Annotated in this window: 34 protein-coding genes and 1 pseudogene; all 35 read left to right on the top strand. The window is 68.3% G+C overall.

Going from position 1 to position 22,141, the window contains the following annotated elements; genetic code table 11:
* The first annotated feature begins 34 nt into the window (after positions 1-34).
* The gene (fusA, locus tag ABD901_RS14910; RefSeq protein ID WP_345126397.1) at positions 35-2,134 is read left to right on the top strand and encodes an elongation factor G; all 2,100 of its coding nucleotides are present in this window, start codon (positions 35-37) and stop codon (positions 2,132-2,134) included.
* A 147-nt stretch (positions 2,135-2,281) separates the two neighbouring features.
* Positions 2,282-3,475, top strand: a complete 1,194-nt coding sequence (gene tuf / locus ABD901_RS14905; protein ID WP_345126394.1) for an elongation factor Tu — start codon at positions 2,282-2,284, stop codon at positions 3,473-3,475.
* Between the two features lie 327 nt (positions 3,476-3,802).
* Positions 3,803-4,111: a 30S ribosomal protein S10 gene (gene rpsJ, locus ABD901_RS14900; protein ID WP_018347762.1), complete on the top strand. Its 309-nt coding sequence runs from the start codon at positions 3,803-3,805 to the stop codon at positions 4,109-4,111.
* 12 nt (positions 4,112-4,123) lie between these two features.
* Positions 4,124-4,795, top strand: a complete 672-nt coding sequence (rplC, locus tag ABD901_RS14895) for a 50S ribosomal protein L3 (protein WP_345126391.1) — start codon at positions 4,124-4,126, stop codon at positions 4,793-4,795.
* Positions 4,792-5,460 (top strand): 50S ribosomal protein L4, encoded by a 669-nt coding sequence (gene rplD, locus ABD901_RS14890; protein WP_345126387.1) that lies wholly within the window; start codon positions 4,792-4,794, stop codon positions 5,458-5,460. Before rplC ends, rplD begins: the two co-directional genes overlap by 4 nt.
* A 3-nt stretch (positions 5,461-5,463) precedes the next feature.
* A complete protein-coding gene (gene rplW / locus ABD901_RS14885; protein ID WP_345126384.1) occupies positions 5,464-5,766 on the top strand; it encodes a 50S ribosomal protein L23 in 303 nt (100 codons plus the stop codon).
* A 12-nt stretch (positions 5,767-5,778) separates the two neighbouring features.
* On the top strand, positions 5,779-6,618 hold the full coding sequence (gene rplB, locus ABD901_RS14880; RefSeq protein WP_345126380.1) for a 50S ribosomal protein L2: 840 nt from the start codon (positions 5,779-5,781) through the stop codon (positions 6,616-6,618).
* A gap of 12 nt (positions 6,619-6,630) precedes the next feature.
* A complete protein-coding gene (gene rpsS / locus ABD901_RS14875; RefSeq protein ID WP_190249384.1) occupies positions 6,631-6,912 on the top strand; it encodes a 30S ribosomal protein S19 in 282 nt (93 codons plus the stop codon).
* A gap of 31 nt (positions 6,913-6,943) precedes the next feature.
* Positions 6,944-7,369, top strand: a pseudogene (rplV, locus tag ABD901_RS14870) (50S ribosomal protein L22); the annotation flags it as partial.
* A gap of 137 nt (positions 7,370-7,506) precedes the next feature.
* Positions 7,507-8,370, top strand: a complete 864-nt coding sequence (gene rpsC / locus ABD901_RS14865; protein ID WP_345126376.1) for a 30S ribosomal protein S3 — start codon at positions 7,507-7,509, stop codon at positions 8,368-8,370.
* Positions 8,371-8,373: 3 nt separating this feature from the next.
* Positions 8,374-8,799: a 50S ribosomal protein L16 gene (gene rplP / locus ABD901_RS14860; protein ID WP_190249381.1), complete on the top strand. Its 426-nt coding sequence runs from the start codon at positions 8,374-8,376 to the stop codon at positions 8,797-8,799.
* Entirely contained in the window at positions 8,799-9,038 is a 240-nt protein-coding gene (rpmC, locus tag ABD901_RS14855) for a 50S ribosomal protein L29 (protein WP_345126367.1), read from the top strand. Before rplP ends, rpmC begins: the two co-directional genes overlap by 1 nt.
* A gap of 2 nt (positions 9,039-9,040) precedes the next feature.
* Positions 9,041-9,325 (top strand): 30S ribosomal protein S17, encoded by a 285-nt coding sequence (rpsQ, locus tag ABD901_RS14850; protein ID WP_238007611.1) that lies wholly within the window; start codon positions 9,041-9,043, stop codon positions 9,323-9,325.
* An 82-nt stretch (positions 9,326-9,407) separates the two neighbouring features.
* Positions 9,408-9,776: a 50S ribosomal protein L14 gene (gene rplN, locus ABD901_RS14845; RefSeq protein WP_033357657.1), complete on the top strand. Its 369-nt coding sequence runs from the start codon at positions 9,408-9,410 to the stop codon at positions 9,774-9,776.
* Positions 9,777-9,778: 2 nt separating this feature from the next.
* On the top strand, positions 9,779-10,093 hold the full coding sequence (rplX, locus tag ABD901_RS14840) for a 50S ribosomal protein L24 (protein ID WP_345126361.1): 315 nt from the start codon (positions 9,779-9,781) through the stop codon (positions 10,091-10,093).
* Positions 10,093-10,656, top strand: a complete 564-nt coding sequence (rplE, locus tag ABD901_RS14835; protein WP_345126356.1) for a 50S ribosomal protein L5 — start codon at positions 10,093-10,095, stop codon at positions 10,654-10,656. The genes rplX and rplE overlap by 1 nt, the downstream gene beginning before the upstream one ends.
* Positions 10,657-10,669: 13 nt before the next feature.
* A complete protein-coding gene (locus ABD901_RS14830; RefSeq protein ID WP_190249376.1) occupies positions 10,670-10,855 on the top strand; it encodes a type Z 30S ribosomal protein S14 in 186 nt (61 codons plus the stop codon).
* 63 nt (positions 10,856-10,918) lie between these two features.
* The gene (rpsH, locus tag ABD901_RS14825) at positions 10,919-11,326 is read left to right on the top strand and encodes a 30S ribosomal protein S8 (protein WP_344615994.1); all 408 of its coding nucleotides are present in this window, start codon (positions 10,919-10,921) and stop codon (positions 11,324-11,326) included.
* 13 nt (positions 11,327-11,339) lie between these two features.
* Positions 11,340-11,882 carry a 50S ribosomal protein L6 gene (gene rplF / locus ABD901_RS14820; protein WP_345126348.1) on the top strand — a complete coding sequence of 181 codons (543 nt, stop codon included), beginning with the start codon at positions 11,340-11,342 and terminating at the stop codon, positions 11,880-11,882.
* Entirely contained in the window at positions 11,879-12,274 is a 396-nt protein-coding gene (gene rplR, locus ABD901_RS14815) for a 50S ribosomal protein L18 (protein WP_345126345.1), read from the top strand. Before rplF ends, rplR begins: the two co-directional genes overlap by 4 nt.
* Positions 12,275-12,288: 14 nt before the next feature.
* Complete coding sequence (rpsE, locus tag ABD901_RS14810) at positions 12,289-12,912, top strand: 30S ribosomal protein S5 (RefSeq protein WP_345126340.1); 624 nt, start codon at positions 12,289-12,291, stop codon at positions 12,910-12,912.
* 2 nt (positions 12,913-12,914) lie between these two features.
* Entirely contained in the window at positions 12,915-13,097 is a 183-nt protein-coding gene (rpmD, locus tag ABD901_RS14805; protein ID WP_345126336.1) for a 50S ribosomal protein L30, read from the top strand.
* 4 nt (positions 13,098-13,101) lie between these two features.
* Entirely contained in the window at positions 13,102-13,560 is a 459-nt protein-coding gene (gene rplO / locus ABD901_RS14800; RefSeq protein WP_345126332.1) for a 50S ribosomal protein L15, read from the top strand.
* A gap of 196 nt (positions 13,561-13,756) precedes the next feature.
* The gene (gene secY / locus ABD901_RS14795) at positions 13,757-15,094 is read left to right on the top strand and encodes a preprotein translocase subunit SecY (RefSeq protein ID WP_345126962.1); all 1,338 of its coding nucleotides are present in this window, start codon (positions 13,757-13,759) and stop codon (positions 15,092-15,094) included.
* The gene (locus ABD901_RS14790) at positions 15,094-15,747 is read left to right on the top strand and encodes an adenylate kinase (RefSeq protein ID WP_345126328.1); all 654 of its coding nucleotides are present in this window, start codon (positions 15,094-15,096) and stop codon (positions 15,745-15,747) included. Before secY ends, ABD901_RS14790 begins: the two co-directional genes overlap by 1 nt.
* A 19-nt stretch (positions 15,748-15,766) precedes the next feature.
* Positions 15,767-16,612: a type I methionyl aminopeptidase gene (gene map / locus ABD901_RS14785; RefSeq protein ID WP_345126325.1), complete on the top strand. Its 846-nt coding sequence runs from the start codon at positions 15,767-15,769 to the stop codon at positions 16,610-16,612.
* Positions 16,613-16,681: 69 nt separating this feature from the next.
* Positions 16,682-17,182, top strand: coding sequence for a DUF1707 SHOCT-like domain-containing protein (locus ABD901_RS14780; protein WP_345126322.1), 501 nt, complete (start codon positions 16,682-16,684; stop codon positions 17,180-17,182).
* Between the two features lie 195 nt (positions 17,183-17,377).
* Positions 17,378-17,599: a translation initiation factor IF-1 gene (gene infA, locus ABD901_RS14775; RefSeq protein ID WP_007073013.1), complete on the top strand. Its 222-nt coding sequence runs from the start codon at positions 17,378-17,380 to the stop codon at positions 17,597-17,599.
* 81 nt (positions 17,600-17,680) lie between these two features.
* On the top strand, positions 17,681-17,797 hold the full coding sequence (gene rpmJ / locus ABD901_RS14770; protein WP_014440745.1) for a 50S ribosomal protein L36: 117 nt from the start codon (positions 17,681-17,683) through the stop codon (positions 17,795-17,797).
* 173 nt (positions 17,798-17,970) lie between these two features.
* Positions 17,971-18,351 (top strand): 30S ribosomal protein S13, encoded by a 381-nt coding sequence (rpsM, locus tag ABD901_RS14765; protein ID WP_345126317.1) that lies wholly within the window; start codon positions 17,971-17,973, stop codon positions 18,349-18,351.
* 45 nt (positions 18,352-18,396) lie between these two features.
* Positions 18,397-18,807, top strand: coding sequence for a 30S ribosomal protein S11 (gene rpsK / locus ABD901_RS14760; RefSeq protein WP_033357646.1), 411 nt, complete (start codon positions 18,397-18,399; stop codon positions 18,805-18,807).
* Positions 18,808-18,826: 19 nt separating this feature from the next.
* Positions 18,827-19,453 (top strand): 30S ribosomal protein S4, encoded by a 627-nt coding sequence (rpsD, locus tag ABD901_RS14755; RefSeq protein WP_345126309.1) that lies wholly within the window; start codon positions 18,827-18,829, stop codon positions 19,451-19,453.
* Positions 19,454-19,586: 133 nt separating this feature from the next.
* Positions 19,587-20,609, top strand: a complete 1,023-nt coding sequence (locus ABD901_RS14750) for a DNA-directed RNA polymerase subunit alpha (protein ID WP_344616005.1) — start codon at positions 19,587-19,589, stop codon at positions 20,607-20,609.
* Positions 20,610-20,641: 32 nt separating this feature from the next.
* Entirely contained in the window at positions 20,642-21,166 is a 525-nt protein-coding gene (gene rplQ, locus ABD901_RS14745) for a 50S ribosomal protein L17 (RefSeq protein WP_345126302.1), read from the top strand.
* A gap of 72 nt (positions 21,167-21,238) precedes the next feature.
* Complete coding sequence (truA, locus tag ABD901_RS14740; protein ID WP_345126298.1) at positions 21,239-22,051, top strand: tRNA pseudouridine(38-40) synthase TruA; 813 nt, start codon at positions 21,239-21,241, stop codon at positions 22,049-22,051.
* Positions 22,052-22,141: the final 90 nt, after the last annotated feature.

Below are 22,141 nucleotides of genomic sequence, written 5' to 3'. Positions count from 1 at the left end.
AACCGCCCGACGAGAGACGAAGTAGGGATTTGTAGTGGCTGCCGCAGACGCCGCCCTCGCCAAGGTCCGCAACATCGGCATCATGGCGCACATCGACGCCGGTAAAACGACGACGACCGAGCGCATCCTCTTCTACACCGGCATCACGTACAAGATCGGCGAGGTCCACGAGGGCGCGGCGGTCATGGACTGGATGGAGCAGGAGCAGGAGCGCGGCATCACCATCACCTCCGCCGCCACGAAGTGCGAGTGGAAGGGCCACACGATCCAGATCATCGACACGCCCGGCCACGTCGACTTCACGGTCGAGGTCGAGCGGTCCCTGCGCGTGCTCGACGGCGCGGTCGCGGTCTACGACGGCGTCGCCGGTGTGGAGCCGCAGACCGAGAACGTGTGGCGCCAGGCGGACAAGTACAACGTCCCGCGCATGTGCTTCGTCAACAAGCTCGACCGCACGGGTGCGGACTTCTTCCGCTGCGTGCAGATGATGATCGACCGGCTCAACGCCACCCCGCTGGTGCTGCAGATCCCGATCGGGCTCGAGGGCGACCACATCGGCGTCGTCGACCTGCTCGGGATGCGCGCGCTGACCTGGCGCGGCGAGACCCAGAAGGGTGAGGACTACGCGGTCGAGGAGGTGCCCGCCGACCTGGTCGACCAGGCCAACGAGTGGCGGGAGAAGCTCCTCGAGACGCTGTCCGAGGCCGACGACGACATCTTGGTGCGCTACCTCGACGGCGAAGAGATCGACGTCAAGGACCTGAAGGCCGCCATCCGCCGCGCGACCATCGCCGGCAAGCTCAACCCGGTCGTGTGCGGCTCGGCGTTCAAGAACAAGGGCGTGCAGCCCATGCTCGACGCCGTCGTGGACTTCCTGCCCTCCCCGCTGGACATCCCGGCGATCGAGGGCATCGCGACGGACGGCGAGACGCCGCTGCTGCGTAAGCCGTCGGTCGACGAGCCGTTCTCCGGCCTGGCCTTCAAGATCCAGACCGACAAGCACCTCGGCAAGCTCACCTACGTGCGCATCTACTCCGGCACGCTCGACTCCGGCTCCCAGGTGGTCAACTCCACCAAGGACCGCAAGGAGCGGATCGGCAAGATCTACCAGATGCACGCGAACAAGCGTGAGGAGCGCGGCAGCGCCGGCGCCGGCGACATCATCGCCGTGCAGGGTCTCAAGCAGACCACCACCGGTGACACGCTGTGCGACCCGGCCAACCCGGTCATCCTCGAGTCGATGACGTTCCCGGAGCCGGTCATCGAGGTCGCCATCGAGCCCAAGACGAAGGCCGACCAGGAGAAGCTGGGCACCGCCATCCAGCGCCTGGCCGAGGAGGACCCGACCTTCCGCGTCAAGAACGACGAGGAGACGGGCCAGACGGTCATCGCCGGCATGGGCGAGCTCCACCTGGACATCCTGGTCGACCGCATGCGCCGCGAGTTCAACGTCGAGGCCAACATCGGCAAGCCGCAGGTGGCCTACCGCGAGACGGTGAAGTCCGTCGCCGACAAGGTCGAGTACACCCACAAGAAGCAGACGGGTGGCTCCGGCCAGTACGCGCGGGTCATCGTCAAGCTCGAGCCGCTCGAGCAGACCGCCGACGGCCCGACCTACGAGTTCGTCAACGCGGTCACCGGCGGTCGCATCCCGAAGGAGTTCATCCCTTCGGTCGACGCCGGTGTCCAGGACGCGATGCAGTACGGCGTGCTCGCCGGCTTCCCCCTCGTGGGCCTGAAGCTGACGCTGCTCGACGGGCAGTACCACGAGGTCGACTCCTCGGAGATGGCCTTCAAGATCGCCGGTTCGATGGTGCTCAAGGACGCGGCCCGCAGGGCCAACCCGGTGCTGCTCGAGCCGCTCATGGCGGTCGAGGTGACGACGCCGGAGGAGAACATGGGCGACGTCATCGGCGACCTCAACTCCCGGCGCGGCACGATCCAGGCGATGGAGGAGCGCGGCGGTGCCCGCGTCGTCCGCGCCACCGTGCCGTTGTCGGAAATGTTCGGCTACGTCGGCGACCTGCGGTCGAAGACTCAGGGCCGGGCGAGCTACTCGATGCAGTTCGACTCCTACGCCGAGGTTCCCGCGAACGTGGCGAAGGAAATCATCGCGAAAGCCACCGGGGAGTAACTACCCGGTAGTCGGCCGTGAGGCTGTGTCAGCGGGGCTGAGGGCTTCCTTTTGCAGTTGGGGGCCAGCCAGACCCAAGTCGACAGGGTGCGTCGGCGCTTCCAGCGTCGGCGCACCGTGAACCAAGAAGTCCACAGGAGGACACCAGTGGCGAAGGCGAAGTTCGAGCGGACTAAGCCGCACGTCAACATCGGCACCATCGGTCACATCGACCACGGTAAGACGACGCTGACGGCGGCCATTACCAAGGTGCTGCACGACCGGATGCCGGACGTGAACCCGTACACGCCGTTCGACGAGATCGACAAGGCGCCGGAGGAGAAGGCCCGCGGCATCACGATCTCGATCGCGCACGTCGAGTACCAGACCGAGAACCGGCACTACGCCCACGTGGACTGCCCGGGTCACGCCGACTACATCAAGAACATGATCACCGGTGCCGCGCAGATGGACGGCGCGATCCTGGTGGTGGCGGCGACCGACGGCCCGATGCCGCAGACCCGTGAGCACGTGCTGCTGGCCCGCCAGGTCGGTGTGCCGTACATCGTCGTGGCGCTCAACAAGAGCGACATGGTCGATGACGAGGAGCTGCTCGAGCTCGTCGAGCTCGAGGTCCGCGAGCTGCTGTCGAGCCAGGAGTTCCCGGGCGACGACGCTCCCGTCGTTCGCGTCTCGGCGCTCAAGGCTCTCGAGGGCGACCCGAAGTGGGCCGACGCGCTCATGGAGCTCATGGGCGCCGTCGACACCGCGATCCCGCAGCCGGAGCGCGAGACCGACAAGCCGTTCCTCATGCCCGTTGAGGACGTGTTCACGATCACCGGTCGTGGCACCGTCGTCACCGGTCGCGTCGAGCGCGGCATCCTCAAGCCGAACGAGGAGGTCGAGATCGTTGGCATCAAGGCCAAGTCGATGAAGACCACCTGCACGGCGATCGAGATGTTCCGCAAGATCCTCGACGAGGCGCGCGCCGGCGAGAACGTCGGTCTGCTCCTGCGTGGTATCAAGCGCGAGGACGTCGAGCGCGGCATGGTCGTGGTGAAGCCGGGCAGCAACACCCCGCACACCGAGTTCGAGGCGACCGTCTACATCCTCTCCAAGGAGGAGGGTGGCCGGCACACGCCGTTCTTCCAGAACTACCGCCCGCAGTTCTACTTCCGCACCACGGACGTTACGGGCGTCGTCACGCTGCCCGAGGGCACCGAGATGGTCATGCCGGGTGACAACACCAGCATGTCGGTGCAGCTCATCCAGCCCATCGCGATGGAGGAGAACCTCCGCTTCGCGATCCGCGAGGGTGGCCGCACCGTCGGCGCCGGCCGCGTGACGAAGATCATCAAGTAACACCCCTGAAGTACCCCGATTTCACTTTGTCGCAGTACGTGCGGCATAATGGACGGGTTGCGTCGCGGGGCGGTCGAGACTGCTCGTTGAGAGGTCTCGACCGCTTCTGCGCGGCGTCAGTCCTGGGACTGGCGCGGATTCTCTCGACTGGGCGTGGCACGCCCTGGGGTAGGTCTCCACAGTAGGAAAGTTGCTGCGGCGGAGCCTGGCCCTTGGCCGCGACACGCCCGACCGCGGGGGTCGGACAAACACCAATAGGCGGCACCGGACCCTTCGGGGTTTGGCGGGGTTGCAAGGCCCCGCATGAGAGAGGGAACTGAAGCCACCATGGCGGGACAGAAGATCCGCATCCGGCTCAAGGCCTACGACCACGAGGTCGTCGACTCCTCGGCGCGGAAGATCGTCGAGACGGTCACGCGCACCGGGGCTCAGGTCGCGGGCCCGGTGCCGCTGCCCACTGAGATCAACCGCTACTGCGTGATCCGCTCGCCGCACAAGTACAAGGACTCGCGCGAGCACTTCGAGATGCGCACGCACAAGCGTCTGATCGACATCATCGACCCCACCCCGAAGACGGTCGACTCGCTGATGCGGCTCGACCTGCCGGCCGGTGTCGACATCGAGATCAAGCTGTAGGGACTCGGACTTATGGACAGGCAAGTCAAGGGCATCCTGGGTGAGAAGCTCGGCATGACCCAGGTCTGGGACAACGGCAAGGTTGTCCCCGTGACCGTGGTGCAGGCCGGCCCGTGCGTCGTGACCCAGGTGCGCACGCCCGACAACGACGGCTACTCGGCGGTCCAGCTGGCGTGGGGCCAGATTGACCCCCGCAAGGTCAACAAGCCGCGCGCCGGCCACTTCGCCAAGGCGGACGTTGCGCCGCGCCGGCACGTTGTCGAGCTGCGCACCACCGACGCGGGTGACTACTCGCTCGGCCAGGAGATCACCGCCGACGCCTTCACCGCCGGACAGCGCATCGACGTCACCGGCCGCAGCAAGGGCAAGGGCTACGCCGGTGTCATGAAGCGTCACGGCTTCCACGGCCTGCGCGCCAGCCACGGTGTCGAGCGCAAGCACCGCTCGCCCGGCTCCATCGGCGCCTGCGCGACCCCGGGTCGCGTCTTCAAGGGCGTGCGGATGGCCGGTCGCATGGGTGGCGTGCGCTTCACCGTGCAGAACCTGACGATCCAGAAGATCGAGGCCGAGGACGGCCTGATCCTGGTCAAGGGCGCCATCCCGGGCCCGAAGGGCAGCCTCGTGCTGCTGCGCACCGCGGCCAAGACCGAGGCGAAGGCGCAGAAGGGCGGGATCACCAAATGACCACGGTTGACGTTCGCACGGCCGCCGGCGAGACCAACGGCACCGTCGAGCTGCCGGACGACATCTTCGACGCGCAGGCCAGCATCCCGCTGCTGCACCAGGTCGTCGTGGCCCAGCTCAACGCGGCCCGTCAGGGCACGCACAAGGCCAAGTCGCGCGGCGAGGTCGCCGGCGGCGGCAAGAAGCCTTACAAGCAGAAGGGCACCGGCCGCGCCCGCCAGGGCTCGATCCGCGCGCCGCAGTTCACCGGCGGTGGCGTGGTCCACGGCCCCGTGCCGCGGGACTACACCCAGCGGGTGAACAAGAAGATGAAGGCGGCCGCCCTGCGCGGCGCGCTGTCGGACCGCGCCCGCGAGGGCCGGATCCACGTCGTCGAGACGTTCATCGAGGGCGAGACCCCGAAGACCAAGGAAGCGCTGAAGGTGCTGCACGGCATCACCGAGGCGCGCCGGGTCCTGGTGGTCCTCGCGCGTGACGACGAGGCCAACTGGCTGAGCCTGCGCAACGAGCAGTCGGTGCACCTGCTGGTCGCCGACCAGCTCAACACCCACGACGTGCTCGTGGCCGACGAGGTGGTCTTCACCACCGCGGCGCTGAGCGAGTTCCTCGGGGTGCCGGCCGAGGTCGGCGAGACCGCCGACGCCGACAGCAACGAGGAGGGCTGAGCCATGGCGACGATCGCCGACCCGCGTGACGTGATCATCCAGCCGGTGGTCTCGGAGAAGAGCTACAGCGAGCTCAACCGCAACTGGTACACGTTCCTGGTGCACCCGGACGCCAACAAGACGGAAATCAAGATCGCGATCCAGCAGATCTTCAACGTCCGCGTCCTGTCGGTCAACACCATCAACCGCGAAGGCAAGCGCAAGCGGACCCGCACGGGTTGGGGCAAGCGCAAGGACACGAAGCGGGCGTTGGTGAAGCTCGCCGAGGGTGACCGGATCGAAGCCTTCGGCGGACCGGTCAGCTGAGGGGTATAGACGATGGCTATTCGTAAGTACAAGCCGACGACGCCCGGTCGTCGTGGTTCGAGCGTTGCCGACTTCGCGGAGATCACCCGGTCGACGCCTGAGAAGTCGCTGCTCGTCCCGCTGCCGAGCAAGGGCGGCCGCAACGTCCACGGCCGCGTCACCACGCGCCACCAGGGCGGCGGCCACAAGCGCCAGTACCGGTTGATCGACTTCCGGCGTGCCGACAAGGACGGGATCCCCGCCAAGGTCGCGCACATCGAGTACGACCCCAACCGCACCGCGCGCATCGCCCTGCTGCACTACGCCGACGGCGAGAAGCGCTACATCATCGCCCCGAAGGACCTCAAGCAGGGCGACCAGGTCGAGGCGGGTGCCGGCGCTGACATCAAGCCCGGCAACAACCTGCCGCTGCGCAACATCCCGGTCGGCACCACCGTCCACGCGGTGGAGCTGCGCCCCGGCGGCGGCGCCAAGCTGGCCCGCTCGGCCGGCGTCGGCATCCAGCTGCTGGGCCGCGAGGGTCAGTACGCCACGCTGCGCATGCCCTCGGGCGAGATCCGGCGCGTCGACGTGCACTGCCGGGCCACCGTCGGCGAGATCGGCAACGCCGACCAGTCGAACATCAACTGGGGCAAGGCCGGCCGCATGCGGTGGAAGGGCAAGCGCCCGACCGTCCGTGGTGTCGCGATGAACCCGATCGACCACCCGCACGGTGGTGGTGAGGGTAAGACCTCGGGTGGTCGCCACCCGGTCAACCCGAAGGGCAAGCCGGAGGGCCGTACGCGGCGCAAGGGCCAGCCGAGCGACCGTCTCATCGTCCGTCGGCGTTACGCCACCCGGAAGCGCGGCTAAGGAGCCTGAGCAATGCCTCGCAGCCTGAAGAAGGGCCCGTTCGTTGACGACCACCTGATCAAGAAGGTGGAAGTCCAGAACGCCAAGAACTCCAAGAACGTCATCAAGACGTGGTCGCGCCGCTCGACGATCGTGCCCGAGATGCTCGGCCACACGATCGCCGTGCACGACGGGCGTAAGCACGTTCCCGTTTTCGTGACCGAGGCGATGGTCGGGCACAAGCTCGGCGAGTTCGCGCTGACCCGCACGTTCAAGGGTCACGAGAAGGACGACCGGAAGAGCCGCCGCCGCTAAGGCAGCCGATAGGAATCAAGAGGATTTCCCGATGCCAACGAAGAGCGAGGCGGCGCTGCCCGGTGCGCGGGCGATCGCGCGGCACGTCCGCGTGTCGCCGATGAAGGCGCGCCGCGTGGTGAACCTCGTGCGCGGCCTGCCCGCGCGCGAGGCGCTCACCGTGCTGCAGTTCGCGCCGCAGTCGGCGAGCGAGCCGGTCTACAAGGTGCTGGCCAGCGCCATCGCCAACGCAGAGAACAACGAGCGTCTCGACCCCGATTCGCTCCTGGTCGCCGCGGCCTACGTCGACGAGGGCCCGACGCTCAAGCGGTTCCGTCCGCGGGCGCAGGGCCGGGCGTACCGGATCCGCAAGCGCACCAGCCACATCACGATCGTGGTCGAGAGCGTCCCGGTCGCACAGGCCCGCGCCGCGAAGGCCGGCGTGGCCAAGGCGACCAAGGCCGCGAAGGCAGTGACGCCGGAGCCCGACGCCGACGAGGTCGAGGAGACCTCGGCGCCCGCCAAGAAGACGGCTGGCCCCAAAAAGTCGGCCCAGCAGGCGGCGGCCAAGAAGGCGGCGGCCAAGCAGGCTGACGCCGAGGAGGAGACCGAGTAATGGGTCAGAAAGTTCACCCGCACGGGTTCCGGCTCGGCATCAGCACCGACTGGAAGTCCCGCTGGTACGCCGACAAGCTCTACAAGGACTACATCGCCGAGGACGTCAAGATCCGTCGGATGATGTCCAAGGGCCTGGAGCGCGCCGGTATCGCCAAGGTCGACATCGAGCGCACCCGCGACCGGGTCCGCGTGGACATCCACACGGCCCGCCCGGGCATCGTCATCGGCCGCAAGGGCGCCGAGGCCGACCGCATCCGTGCTGAGCTCGAGAAGCTCACCGGCAAGCAGGTGCAGCTGAACATCCTCGAGGTGAAGAGCCCCGAGTCGGACGCGCAGCTCGTCGCGCAGGGCGTGGCCGAGCAGCTGTCCAGCCGGGTCAGCTTCCGCCGTGCGATGCGCAAGGCCATGCAGTCGGCGATGAAGAACCCGCTCGTGCGCGGCATCCGGGTGCAGGTCTCCGGCCGCCTCGGCGGCGCCGAGATGAGCCGGACCGAGTTCTACCGCGAGGGCCGCGTTCCGCTGCACTCGCTGCGCGCGAACATCGAGTACGGCTTCTTCGAGGCGCGTACCACCTTCGGCCGCATCGGCGTGAAGGTGTGGATCTACAAGGGCGACGCCGTTCCGGGTCGCGAGGCGCCGGCCGAGGCCGCCGCTCCGCGTGGCCGCCGTGAGCGTCCCGACCGGCCCGAGCGGCCGCGTCGCGGGCGTTCTGGCTCCTCCGGCACGACCGCCGGTGGCACCGAGGCCGGCCGCGCCGCCGCGGCGGCGCACGCCGCCGAGGCCGCCGGCGAGAGCACCCCGGCTCCGGCTCCGGCCGCTGAGCCGGCTGCCGCTCCGGCAGAGACGCAGCAGGAGGGCTGACGAATGCTGATCCCTCGTAAGCCCCCGAAGGGCTTCCGCAAGCCGCACCACCCGGACCGTCACGGCCCGGCCAAGGGCGGCACCCGCGTGGTCTTCGGCGAGTTCGGTATTCAGGCCCTCGAGCCCGCGTACATCACGAACCGCCAGATCGAGGCGGCCCGTATCGCGATGACCCGGCACATCCGCCGTGGCGGCAAGGTCTGGATCACGATCTTCCCGGACCGCTCCATCACGAAGAAGCCGGCCGAGACCCGCATGGGTTCCGGCAAGGGCTCCCCGGAGTGGTGGGTGGCCAACATCAAGCCGGGCCGGATCCTGTTCGAGATGTCGTTCCCGAACGAGCAGATCGCTCGGGAAGCGATGCGCCGCGCGATCCACAAGCTTCCGTTGAAGTGCCGGATCGTCACGCGCGAAGGGGCTGATGTGTGATGGCCGCCGGTATCAAGGCGACCGAGCTGCGTGAGCTGTCCGACGAGGGCCTGGTCGAGAAGCTGCGGGAAGCCAAGGCGGAGCTGTTCAACCTCCGCGTCCAGTCGGCCACCGGGCAGCTGGACAACCACGGGCGTCTGCAGGTCATCCGCAGGGAAATCGCCCGGATCTACACGATCATGCGCGAGCGCGAGCTGGGACTTTCGGCCGCGCCCGACGCTGTGGCTGAGGTGGCATGAGCATGAGCGAGCAGACGACCGAGTCGGGCACCGAGGTGCGCGGCCGCCGCAAGGTCCGCGAGGGCCTCGTGGTCAGCGACAAGATGAACAAGACCGTCGTCGTGGCGGTCGAGGACCAGGTCAAGCACCCGCTGTACGGCAAGGTCATGCGCCGCACCAGCAAGCTGAAGGCGCACGACGAGCAGAACGCGTGCGGCATCGGCGACCGCGTGCTGCTCATGGAGACCCGTCCCCTGTCGGCGACCAAGCGCTGGCGGGTCGTGGAGATCCTCGAAAAGGCCAAGTAAGGCCGTCGTTCCGCCAAGCTCGGCGCCGGTCCGGTGCAGACCGTGCCCGGCGCCGAGAACTGGCAGACATTAGGAGACAAGCGTGATTCAGCAGGAGTCGCGGCTGCGCGTCGCCGACAACACGGGTGCCCGGGAAATCCTGTGCATTCGTGTGCTCGGTGGCTCCGGCCGCCGCTATGCAGGCATCGGCGACATCATCGTGGCCACGGTGAAGGACGCCATTCCGGGCGCCGGCGTGAAGAAGGGCGACGTGGTCAAGGCCGTCGTCGTCCGGACCACGAAGGAGCGGCGCCGGCCGGACGGGTCGTACATCCGTTTCGACGAAAACGCCGCCGTGATCATCAAGGACGGCGGTGACCCGCGCGGTACCCGCATCTTCGGCCCCGTCGGTCGCGAGCTGCGGGACAAGCGTTTCATGAAGATCATCTCGCTCGCGCCGGAGGTGTTGTAGCCGTGAAGGTGAAGAAGGGCGACACCGTCCTGGTCATCGCCGGCAAGGACAAGGGTTCCCGCGGCAAGGTGCTCCAGGCGCTCCCGCGCGAGGACAAGGTCGTCGTCGAGGGCGTCAACCGGGTCAAGAAGCACACCCGCATCCGCACCACCCAGCGGGGCTCGAAGACCGGCGGCATCGTGACGCAGGAAGCCCCGATCCACATCTCGAACGTGATGGTGATCGACTCGGACGGCCAGGCCACCCGGGTCGGCGCCCGCGAGGACGAGAACGGGCTCAAGGTCCGCGTGTCCCGCCGTAGCGGTAAGGAACTGTGATGACGACCGTTGAGAAGGTGAACCCGCGCCTGAAGCAGCGCTACCGCGACGAGATCGCGGGCGCCATGCAGGAGCAGTTCAAGTACGCCAACGTCATGCAGATCCCCGGCGTGGTGAAGGTCGTCGTCAACATGGGCGTCGGCGAGGCGGCCCGCGACTCGAAGCTCATCGACGGCGCGGTCCGCGACCTGGCCACGATCACCGGCCAGAAGCCCCAGGTCCGCCGGGCGACCAAGTCGATCGCGCAGTTCAAGCTGCGCGAGGGCATGCCGATCGGCGCCAAGGTCACGCTTCGCAACGACCGGATGTGGGAGTTCCTGGACCGCCTGCTGTCCATCGCGCTGCCCCGTATCCGCGACTTCCGCGGCCTCGACGGGCGCAAGCTCGACGGCAACGGCAACTACACCTTCGGTCTCACCGAGCAGTCGGTGTTCCACGAGATCGACCAGGACCGCATCGACCGGCCGCGAGGGATGGACATCACCGTGGTCACCACCGCCCGCACGGACGAGGAGGGTCGGGCGCTGCTCAAGCTGCTCGGCTTCCCCTTCCGTGAGAACTAGGGAGAACTGACCAATGGCGAAGAAGGCTCTCGTCCTCAAGGCCGCCGCGAAGCCCAAGTTCGCGGTCCGCGCGTACACCCGCTGCCAGCGCTGCGGCCGGCCCAAGGCCGTCTACCGCAAGTTCGGTCTGTGCCGCGTGTGCATCCGCGAGATGGCGCACCGTGGCGAACTGCCCGGCGTTTCCAAGGCTTCCTGGTAATCCTCCTTCGCCGCAGGCCCACCGCGACGGTGCGGAACCGCGGCGAGAAAGGCTGACAAACCCATGACCATGACCGACCCGATCGCAGACATGTTGACCCGTCTGCGCAACGCCAACCAGGCGTACCACGACCGGGTGTCGATGCCATATTCGAAGATCAAGGCGAACATCGCCGAGGTGCTCAAGTCCGAGGGCTACGTGTCCTCGTGGCTGGTTCAGGAGCCGGAAGAGGGCAAGGTCGGCAAGACCCTTGTCGTCGACCTCAAGTACGGCCAGAACCGCGAGCGCAGTCTCGCCGGCATCCGCCGTGTGTCGAAGCCCGGCCTCCGCGTCTACGCGAAGTCGGTCGAGATGCCGCGCGTGCTCGGCGGTCTCGGCGTGGCCATCATCTCGACGTCCCAGGGCCTGCTGACCGACAAGCAGGCCCGCAAGCGAGGGGTGGGCGGGGAAGTCCTCGCCTACGTCTGGTAAGGGAAGGCATCACATGTCTCGAATCGGACGTAAGCCGATCACGGTTCCCTCCGGCGTCGAAATCAAGATCGACGGCCCGGTGGTCTCCGTCAAGGGCCCCAAGGGCGAGCTCTCGCACACCCTCGCCGAGCCGATCACGGTCGAGCGGGCCGAGGACGGCACGTACAACGTCGTCCGCCCGAACGACGAGCGCAAGTCCAAGGAACTGCACGGCCTCTCGCGCACGCTGATCTCCAACATGGTGGTCGGCGTCACCGAGGGCTACCGCAAGAGCCTGGAGATCGCCGGCACCGGTTACCGCGTCACGGCCAAGGGCAGCGACCTCGAGTTTGCGCTCGGGTTCTCGCACCCGGTCCTCGTCACGCCGCCGCCGGGGATCACCTTCACGGTCGAGCGGCCGACGGTGTTCCACATCGCCGGCATCGACAAGCAGCAGGTCGGCGAGGTCGCCGCCAACATCCGCAAGATTCGTCCGCCGGAGCCGTACAAGGGCAAGGGCGTGCGGTACCAGGGCGAGGTCATCCGCCGCAAGGCCGGAAAGGCTGGTAAGAAATGAGCGCCACGCTGCTCAAGCGCCGCAACTCCGGCGGCGTTGCCGCCGCGCGCCGCACGGGGCGTGCTCGCCGGCACTTCCGCATCCGCAAGCACGTCAGTGGTACCGCCGAGCGTCCCCGCCTGGTGGTCACCCGCTCGCTGCGGAACATCACCGCGCAGATCGTCGACGACAACAAGGGCCACACGCTGGCCTCGGCCTCGACGCTCGACGCGACCATCCGTGGTACCGACGGCGACAAGAAGGCGCTGGCTCGCAAGGCGGGCGCCCTCCTGGCCGAGCGGGCCAAGGCCGCGGGTGTCGGCAAGGTCGTCTTCGACCGTGGTGGCAACAGGTACGCCGGCCGCATCGCGGCCCTGGCTGACGCCGCCCGCGAAGCCGGACTCGAGTTCTAAGAAGGGAAACGTTCATGCCTGGTCCTCAGCGCAGGGGCGGCGGGTCCGGTAGCACCCAAGAAGGTGGCGGCCGTCGCGAGAACCGTCGCGAGGGTGGCGGACGCGGCAACGCGCCCGCCGAGAAGACCCCCCACCTCGAGCGGGTCGTCGCGATCAACCGCGTCGCCAAGGTCGTGAAGGGTGGTCGTCGCTTCAGCTTCACCGCCCTGGTCATCGTCGGCGACGGCGACGGCACGGTCGGCGTCGGCTACGGAAAGGCCAAGGAGGTGCCCGCGGCCATCGCCAAGGGCGTCGAGGAGGCCAAGAAGCACTTCTTCAAGGTCCCGCGGCTCGCGGCCAGCATCCCGCACCCGGTGATCGGCGAGGACGCGGCCGGTGTGGTGCTGCTCAAGCCGGCCTCCGCCGGTACGGGCGTCATCGCCGGCGGCCCGGTCCGCGCCGTCCTGGAGTGCGCTGGCATCCACGACGTGCTGTCCAAGAGCCTCGGCTCCTCCAACGCCATCAACATCGTCCACGCGACGGTGGCGGCGCTGAAGAAGCTCGAGTCGCCGGAGGCGGTTGCCGCTCGCCGCGGCCTGCCGGTCGAGGACGTCGCTCCGGCCGCCATGCTGGCCGCGCGGGCCGGGGCGGGTGCATAGCCATGGCCCGTCTGAAGGTCACCCAGATCCGGTCCGAGATCGGTTCGAAGCAGAACCAGCGCGAAACGCTGCGCTCCCTCGGGCTCAAGCGGATCCGCGACGTGGTCGTCAAGGAGGACCGCCCGGAGATCCGCGGCATGATCCACACCGTGACGCACATGGTCACCGTGGAAGAGGTGGAGTAATCCGATGACGATCAAGCTGCACCACCTGCGGCCCGCCCCGGGCGCCAAGACCGCGAAGACCCGCGTGGGTCGCGGTGAGGGCTCCAAGGGCAAGACCGCCGGTCGTGGTACCAAGGGCTCCAAGGCCCGCAAGAACATCTCGGCGGCGTTCGAGGGTGGGCAGATGCCCCTCCACATGCGCCTGCCGAAGCTCAAGGGCTTCCGCAACCGCAACCGGATCGAGTTCCAGGTTGTGAATCTTGCACGCCTCGCGGAGCTCTTCCCGCAGGGCGGCGAGGTCTCCGTTGCCGACCTGGTCGAGGCCGGTGCCGTCCGCAAGGGCGAGCTGGTCAAGGTCCTCGGTGACGGCGAGCTTGGCGGCGTGAAGCTGCAGGTCAGCGCGCACAAGTTCAGCGCGTCGGCCAAGGAGAAGATCGAGGCGGTCGGCGGCTCTGTCAAGCTGCTCGGCGGCGAAGCGGCATAGAGCGCTATCGTGGCGTCCACCATCTCGGTGGGCGCCACGGCGTGCATCAAAAGCCGGACGTGATGTGCCCCGGACATCCTGTTAGAGTCCGTTGCGCAGAAACACGTTGGACTCATACGTTCGACAGCGTCACCCGTTCCACCCGGACCCCACCTCGTCGGCCGAACGACCGGCCGCCTTGCGCAGGAGGATGAAGTTGCTCTCCGCCTTTGTTAGTGCGTTCCGAACGCCTGACCTGCGCAAGAAAATCCTGTTCACGTTGCTGATGATCGGCGTGTACCGCCTAGGCGCCACGCTGCCCAGCCCGGGCGTGTCCTACGGCAACGTGCAGAAGTGCCTCAACATCGTCGAGAACAGCAAGGACAACCAGGTCTTCACCTTGTTGAACCTGTTCTCCGGCGGCGCGCTGCTGCAGCTGTCGGTGTTCGCGCTGGGCATCATGCCCTACATCACAGCGAGCATCATCCTGCAGCTGCTGACGGTGGTGATCCCGCGGCTCGAGCAGCTGCGCAAGGAGGGCCAGTCCGGCCAGGCCAAGATCACGCAGTACACGCGCTACCTGACCCTCGGCCTCGGCATCCTGCAGGCCTCGGCGTTCGTCGCCCTGGCGCGGTCCGGCCAGCTCTTCGGCGGCGCGTGCGACCAGTCGCAGTTCCCGATCATCCCGAACACCGGCAAGATCCCGATGTGGCTGACGCTCGGCGCGCTGGTCGTGACGATGACCGCCGGCACCGGCGTCATCATGTGGCTGGGCGAGCTCGTCACCGACCGCGGCGTCGGCAACGGCATGTCGGTCCTGATCTTCACCTCGATCGCGGCCCGGCTCCCGCTCGAGGGCATCCAGATCTGGCAGGACAACAAGACCACGTTCTTCGTGATCGTCGGCCTGGCCGTCGTGGTCATCGCCTTCGTGGTCTTCCTCGAGCAGGCCCAGCGGCGCATCCCGGTGCAGTACGCGAAGCGCATGATCGGCCGGCGCATGTACGGCGGAACGTCGACCTACATCCCGCTCAAGGTCAACCAGGCGGGCGTCATCCCGGTCATCTTCGCCTCGTCGCTGCTCTACCTGCCGCAGCTGGTCACGTCGTTCGCCGGAACGGACACGACCAACAAGACCATCCTGTGGATCAACCGCCACATCGTGCCGCAGAACAGCGCCTGGCACATCTCGATCTACTTCCTGCTGATCATCTTCTTCACCTACTTCTACGTGTCCATCACCTTCAACCCGACCGAGGTGGCGGACAACATGCGCAAGTACGGTGGATTCGTCCCTGGCATCCGCCCGGGCAAGCCGACGGCCGAGTATCTTGACTTCATCCTCAGCCGCATCACGCTTCCCGGCGCGCTCTACCTGGGCATCATCTCGATCCTGCCCAACCTGCTCATCGGGATCGTGGGTGGCGGGCAGGCTCTGCAGAACTTCCCGTTCGGTGGAACCGCGGTGCTCATTATTGTTGGTGTGGGCCTCGAGACGGTGAAGCAGATCGAGAGCCAGCTGATGCAGCGCAACTACGAAGGGTTCCTCCGGTAGTGAGGCTGGTGCTGGTAGGTCCCCCCGGGGCGGGCAAGGGGACCCAGGCCGAGTACATCGCCGCTCACCTCGCCGTGCCCAAAATCTCCACGGGCGACATCTTCCGGGCCAACGTCGGGCAGGGCACCCCGCTCGGCGTGGAGGCCAAGCGGTACATGGACGCGGGCCAGCTCGTGCCCGACGAGGTCACCATCAACATGGTGTCCGACCGGCTGGCCGAGGGCGATGCCGTCGACGGCTTCCTGCTCGACGGCTTCCCCCGCACGGTGCCGCAGGCCAACGCGCTGGACAAGCTGCTGGCCGACCTCGGCACCGGGCTCGACATCGTGCTCGAGCTGGTCGTCGAGAACGAAGAGGTCATCCGCCGGCTCTCGGGCCGGCGGACCTGCCGCGGGTGCGGGAAAATCTGGCACGTCGAGTTCGACGCGCCGACCCACGAAGGGGTCTGCGACCGCTGCGGCGGCGAGCTGTTCCAGCGCGACGACGACAAGGCCGAGACCATCGCCGAGCGGCTGAAGGTGTACGCCCGGGACACGTCGCCGCTGGTGGACTACTTCGGCGCGCAGGGCAAGCTGGTGGGCATCGACGCCACCGGTCCGGTCGAGGACGTCACTGTGCGCGCGATCGACGCCCTGCGCTCCTACGGCGCCTGATCCCCCGCAGGAACGTCTCATGGCACATCAGCTCGAGATCGAGCTCAAGACGCCCGAGCAGATCGGCCTCATGCGCCGCGCCGGGCTCGTCGTCGCCGACGCGCTGGAGCGGATGCGGGCCGCCGTCGGGCCCGGCGTCTCCACCGCCGAACTGGACCGCATCGCCGAGGAGACGATCCGCGCCGCCGGCGCGGTGCCGTCGTTCAAGGGCTACCACGGGTACCCCGCCTCGATCTGCTCCTCGGTGAACGACCAGGTCGTACACGCCATCCCCAGCCCCCGGCAGGTGCTGCGCGAGGGCGACCTGATCTCCATCGACTGCGGCGCCGACCTCGACGGCTGGCACGGCGACGCGGCGATCACGGTCGCGGTCGGCGAGGTCCGCCCGGACCTGCGCGGCCTCGTGCGGGCCGCCGAGGACGCCATGTGGGCCGGCATCGCCGCCGCGGCGCGCGGCGCCCGCTCGGGCAAGGGCCGGCTGACCGACATCTCGTTCGCCATCCAGTCCTCGATCCGCAAGGCGGGCCGCTACGGCATCGTCGAGGGCTACGGCGGCCACGGCATCGGCAGCGCGATGCACCAGGACCCGTTCGTGCAGAACACCGGGCGGCCGGGCAAGGGCGTGTCGCTGCGCCCCGGCATGGCCCTGGCCATCGAGCCGATGATCACCCGCGGCCGGCCCAAGGTCGCCGAGCTCGACGACGGCTGGACCGTGGTGACCCTCGACGGCTCGGTCGCGGTACACGTCGAGCACACGATGGCGATCTGCGACGACGGGGTGTGGGTCCTGACCGCCCACGACGGCGGCCGTTCCCGCCTCGGAGAGCTCATTACGGCCCGTGAGCCCGTGCCCGCGGCAGAGTAAGGGAAAGACCGGGGTGGAACCCTCTGCGGGCACGGTGGCATTCTGTGTGCACACTGCGAAGGGGGAACGGTGGCAGACCGGCGGGAAGACCTGCGCGCGGCCGACGTGGACCGGCAGTTCGTGGCCGAGCGCCTGAAGGCGGCGCTCGACGAGGGCCGGCTGTCGCTCGGCGAATACGATGATCGCCTCAAGGAGACGTACGCGGCCCGCACCTACGGCGACCTGGACGTCATTCTCAAGGACCTACCCGGGTTCCACCCGGTCGGCAGCTCGCAGCTCGCGCCGCACGAGCCGGAGGTGGACGACCACGACGAGCGCCGGCGCCGCGACCGCGATCGCGACCGGAGCAACCCGAGGTGGCTGATCGGCATCTGGAGCGCCTGGATCGTCGCCGTATCGGTCAACGTGGTCATCTGGGCGCTGGTGAGCATCTCCAGCGGCGAGGCCGTGTACTTCTGGCCGATGTGGGTCGCCGGGCCCTGGGGCGCCGTGCTGCTCGCCACCACGTTCTCCACGAAGGCCCTCGGCAACCACCCGGACGACCGTCAGAGGCGCTACCGGGACAGCTAGGCCCCCCGATTTGGTGCGACGGGGTCCCGCGCGTAGACTTGCCCATTGGCGCAAAGCGTCCACTCCGGCATGCCTCCACGCGCTTCTAGTGGCATGACCGGAGCCGCGGCTGGCTCCAGGTTTCGGCACCGCCGATGACCTGGGGAAACGGATGCGAGCGTCGACCACCAGACCCGATGTCAGGTAGCGGAGGACATGCCGAAGAAAGACGGGGCCATCGAGATCGAGGGCCGAGTGATCGAGCCACTCCCGAATGCGATGTTCCGGGTGGAGCTCGCCAATGGCCACAAGGTCTTGGCGCACATCAGCGGCAAGATGCGGCAGCACTACATCCGCATCCTGCCCGAGGACCGTGTTGTCGTGGAGCTGTCGCCCTACGACCTCACTCGCGGGCGCATCGTCTACCGCTACAAGTAATCGGTGTCGGTACCCAGGTAACGGTCGGGTTCTGTCGCGCCCGCTCGTAAGAGCGCGTGCGCAGCGAGAGTTAGGCAAACCGTGAAGGTCAAGCCGAGCGTCAAGCGGATCTGCAACAACTGCCGGGTCATCCGGCGGCATGGCCGGGTCATGGTCATCTGCAGCACTGACCCGCGTCACAAGCAGCGCCAGGGCTGAGCCCTCGGCACTGCCGGATCCACTTTTAGCAATTGCCCGTTCCAGCCCCGGGCGACCGCCGTCAGACGGCGGTGCGCGTGGGCTGCACCCCCGGTCGGAGGCCGGGGCCCGTCTGTGGGCAGGCGGGGCGGAGCGGGCACAGACCTCCGCACACATGAGGAGCACGCCCACCTATGGCACGTCTCGTTGGTGTCGATCTCCCGCGCGAGAAGCGCACGGAGATCGCGCTCACCTACATCTACGGCATCGGGCGTACCCGCGCCGTCGAGCTTCTGGCCGCCACCGGTATCGACCCCAACAAGCGGGCTCGGGACCTGACCGATGAAGAGGTCGTGCAGCTGCGCGACTACATCGAGGCCAACTTCAAGGTCGAAGGCGACCTGCGCCGCGAGGTCGCCGCGGACATCCGCCGCAAGGTCGAGATCGGCTGCTACGAGGGCATCCGGCACCGCAAGGGCCTGCCCGTGCGCGGTCAGCGCACCCGGACCAACGCGCGCACCCGCAAGGGTCCGAAGCGCACGGTCGCCGGCAAGAAGAAGCCGGGCAAGAAGTAGTAGTCGAGTCCGAGATCAGAAAACGCATCTAGGAGCGCATAGAGAATGCCGCCGAAGGCTCGCGCCGGCGCGACCGCTGTCAAGAAGGTCCGGCGCAAGGAACGCAAGAACGTCGCCCACGGGCAGGCGCACATCAAGAGCACGTTCAACAACACCATCGTGTCGATCACCGACCCGACGGGTGCCGTCATCTCCTGGGCGTCCGCCGGCCAGGTGGGCTTCAAGGGCTCGCGCAAGTCGACCCCGTTCGCCGCGCAGCTGGCGGCCGAGGCCGCCGCGCGTCGCGCGATGGAGCACGGCATGCGCAAGGTCGACGTCTTCGTGAAGGGCCCCGGCTCCGGCCGGGAGACCGCGATCCGCTCGCTGCAGGCCGTCGGCCTCGAGGTCGGGCAGATCTCTGACGTCACGCCGCAGCCGCACAACGGCTGCCGTCCGCCGAAGCGCCGCCGGGTCTAAGGGAAGAGACGAAGAGAACATGGCTCGTTACACAGGTGCCGACTGCCGTCGTTGCCGGCGCGAGAAGATGAAGCTGTTCCTGAAGGGCAGCAAGTGCGACGGGCCGAAGTGCCCGTTCGAGTCGCGTCCCTTCCCGCCCGGCCAGCACGGCCGCGGCCGGCCGAAGGAGACCGAGTACCTCCTGCAGCTGCGCGAGAAGCAGAAGGCCCGCCGCATCTACGGCGTGCTCGAGCGCCAGTTCGCCGGGTACTACGAGGAGGCCGTCGCCAAGCCGGGTAAGACCGGTGAGGAGCTGCTGAGGATCCTCGAGTCGCGGCTGGACAACGTCGTGTACCGCGCCGGCCTCGCGTCGTCGCGCGACATGGCCCGCCAGCTGGTCAAGCACGGCCACATCGTGGTGAACGGCCGCAAGGTCGACATCCCGTCGTACCGCCTCCGCGAGCACGACATCGTGCAGGTGCGCGAGAAGTCGCGGGAGCTCACCCCGTTCCAGATCGCGCAGGGCCTCGCGGGCAGCAAGACCGTCCCCGCGTGGCTGGAGTTCATCCCGAGCGAGTTCAAGGTCCTGGTGCACAGCCTGCCCGCGCGGCAGGTCATCGACACCCAGGTCCAGGAGCAGCTCATCGTCGAGCTCTACAGCAAGTAGCAACATCGTCGGCGCCCGGTCTGGGTCGATCCGCGCGAAGCGTCATCGAGCCAGACTGGGCGTAGAGGCCGCGAGGCCCCGCCGATCCGGAGCGCGTCATATAGCGGGCGCGCAACGAACTGGAGGAAAGAACGTGCTCATCTCCCAGCGTCCCAGCCTCGCCGAAGAGTCGATCAGCGAGGTCCGGTCCAAGTTCACTATCGAGCCGCTCGAGCCTGGCTTCGGCTACACGCTCGGCAACTCGCTGCGTCGCACCCTGCTGAGCTCGATCCCGGGCGCGGCGGTGACCAGCATCAAGATCGACGGCGTGCTGCACGAGTTCACCACGATCCCCGGCGTCAAGGAGGACGTGGTCGAGCTCGTCATGAACATCAAGGAGCTGTGCGTCAGCTCCGAGCACGACGAGCCGGTCTCGATGTACCTGCGCAAGCAGGGCCCGGGCGACGTCACCGCGGGCGACATCCAGCCCCCGGCCGGCGTCTCCGTGCACAACCCGGACCTGAAGCTGGCCACGCTCAACGGCAAGGGCCGCCTCGACATGGAGCTCACCGTCGAGCGCGGTCGCGGTTACGTGACCGCGAACCAGAACAAGCAGCAGGGCCAGGAGATCGGGCGCATCCCGGTCGACTCGATCTACTCGCCGGTGCTCAAGGTGACGTACCGCGTCGAGGCGACCCGTGTCGAGCAGCGCACCGACTTCGACCGGCTCATCATCGACGTCGAGACCAAGGCGTCGCTCACCCCGCGCACCGCGCTGGCCTCGGCCGGCTCGACGCTGGTGGAGCTGTTCGGCCTCGCCCGCGAGCTGGACGAGACCGCCGAGGGCATCGACATCGGCCCGTCGCCGCAGGACGCGCAGCTCGCTGCCGACCTGGCGCTGCCGATCGAGGAGCTGGACCTGACCGTCCGCTCCTACAACTGCCTCAAGCGCGAGGGCATCAACTCCGTCGGGGAGCTGATCAGCCGGACGGAGGCCGACCTCCTCGATATAAGGAATTTCGGTCAGAAGTCGATCGACGAGGTCAAGATGAAGCTCGCCGGGATGGGCCTGGGTCTCAAGGACTCCGCCCCGACGTTCGACCCGGCCCACGTCGTGGACTCCTTCGCCGAGGTGGACTACGACGCCGACGACTACCGCGAGACCGAGCAGCTGTAACACAGCCTGCTGTATTAGAGGAGTCCCTAACAATGCCCACGCCCACCAGAGGTCCCCGGCTCGGCGGCAGCCCCGCGCACGAGCGGCTGATGCTGGCAAACCTTGCCACGTCGCTGTTCAAGCACGGTCGCATCACCACGACCGAGACGAAGGCCAAGCGGCTGCGCCCGCTCGCCGAGCAGCTCATCACCAAGGCCAAGCGCGGCGACCTGCACGCGCGCCGTCAAGCGCTCTCCGTGGTGCGGGACAAGGACGTGGTGTTCGCGCTCTTCGACCAGATCGCGCCGCGCTTCAGCAACCGTCCCGGCGGCTACACCCGCATCGTGAAGAAGGGCCCGCGCAAGGGCGACGCCGCCCCGATGGCCATCATCGAGCTGGTCGAGGAGCTCGAGGTCGCGGCCGCCCCGAAGGCGCCGCGCAAGGCCGCTCGCAAGGCCGCCAAGGCCGACTCGATCGCGGTGCTGGCCGGCGACGAGGCGGAGGAGGCCCCCGCGGCCGCCGCCTCGGACGAGGCCCCGGCCGCCGACGAGGCGAAGGACGACGAGACCAAGGCCTGATCACCTGGTCGCGGTCCGAGGGCCCGGCACCCTTTCGGGGGTGCCGGGCTTTTCCTTCTTTGGGGGTACACCATGAGCGTCCGCGTCCGCCTCGACGTCTCCTACGACGGCACGGACTTCTCGGGCTGGGCGCTGCAGCCCGGCCGCCGGACGGTCGCCGGCGAGCTCCTGGCGGTGCTGGAGCGCCTGTTCGGGTCCGTCGAGGGCCTCACCGTGGCCGGGCGCACCGATGCCGGCGTCCACGCCACCGGCCAGGTCTGCCACGTCGACGTGCCGCCGGAGCGCTGGGCGGTCCTGGCACCCGCCCTCGTGCGCAAGCTCTCCGGCCTCCTGCCGCCGGACGTGCGCGTGCTCGCGGCCGCCGAGGCGCCGCCGGAGTTCGACGCGCGCTTCTCGGCTCTGGCGCGCCGCTACGAGTACCGCGTGACGGACGCCCCCTACGGAGCCGACCCTCTCCGCCGCCGCAACACCCTCGCCTGGCCGCGCCCGCTCGACCTGGAGCGCCTCAACGCCGCGGCCGCGGGCCTGGTGGGCGAGCACGACTTCGCCGCGTTCTGCCGCCGCAAGGAGCACGCGAGCACGATCCGCGCCGTGGCCCGGATGGACTGGCGCCGCGACCCGGACGGCACGCTGGTCGCCACCGTCGAGGCGGACGCGTTCTGCTGGTCGATGGTGCGCAGTCTGGTCGGTGCCCAGCTGGCCACGGGCGACGGCCGGCGTGCCTCGCAGTGGCCGGCGACCCTGCTGACCCGCGCGGTCCGCGCCGACGAGGTGGTCGTGGCGCCCGCGCACGGCCTCACGCTGGTGGCCGTGACGTACCCGCCGGACTCCGCCTCGCTCCTGGCCCGCGCCGAGCAGACCCGCCGCCGCCGCGACCTGGCCTAGCACCGTTCCCGTCCGGCGGTCACCCCGGATCCGACCCGATAAGTCGGGCACTCCGTGCCACGACTTATCGGATATTTCATCATTTTCTGC

The sequence above is a fragment of the Dactylosporangium darangshiense genome (assembly GCF_039537565.1).
Taxonomy (GTDB): domain Bacteria; phylum Actinomycetota; class Actinomycetes; order Mycobacteriales; family Micromonosporaceae; genus Dactylosporangium; species Dactylosporangium darangshiense.
Note: the sequence above shows the minus strand (reverse complement) of the source record. Positions and strands in the feature narration are given on the sequence as shown.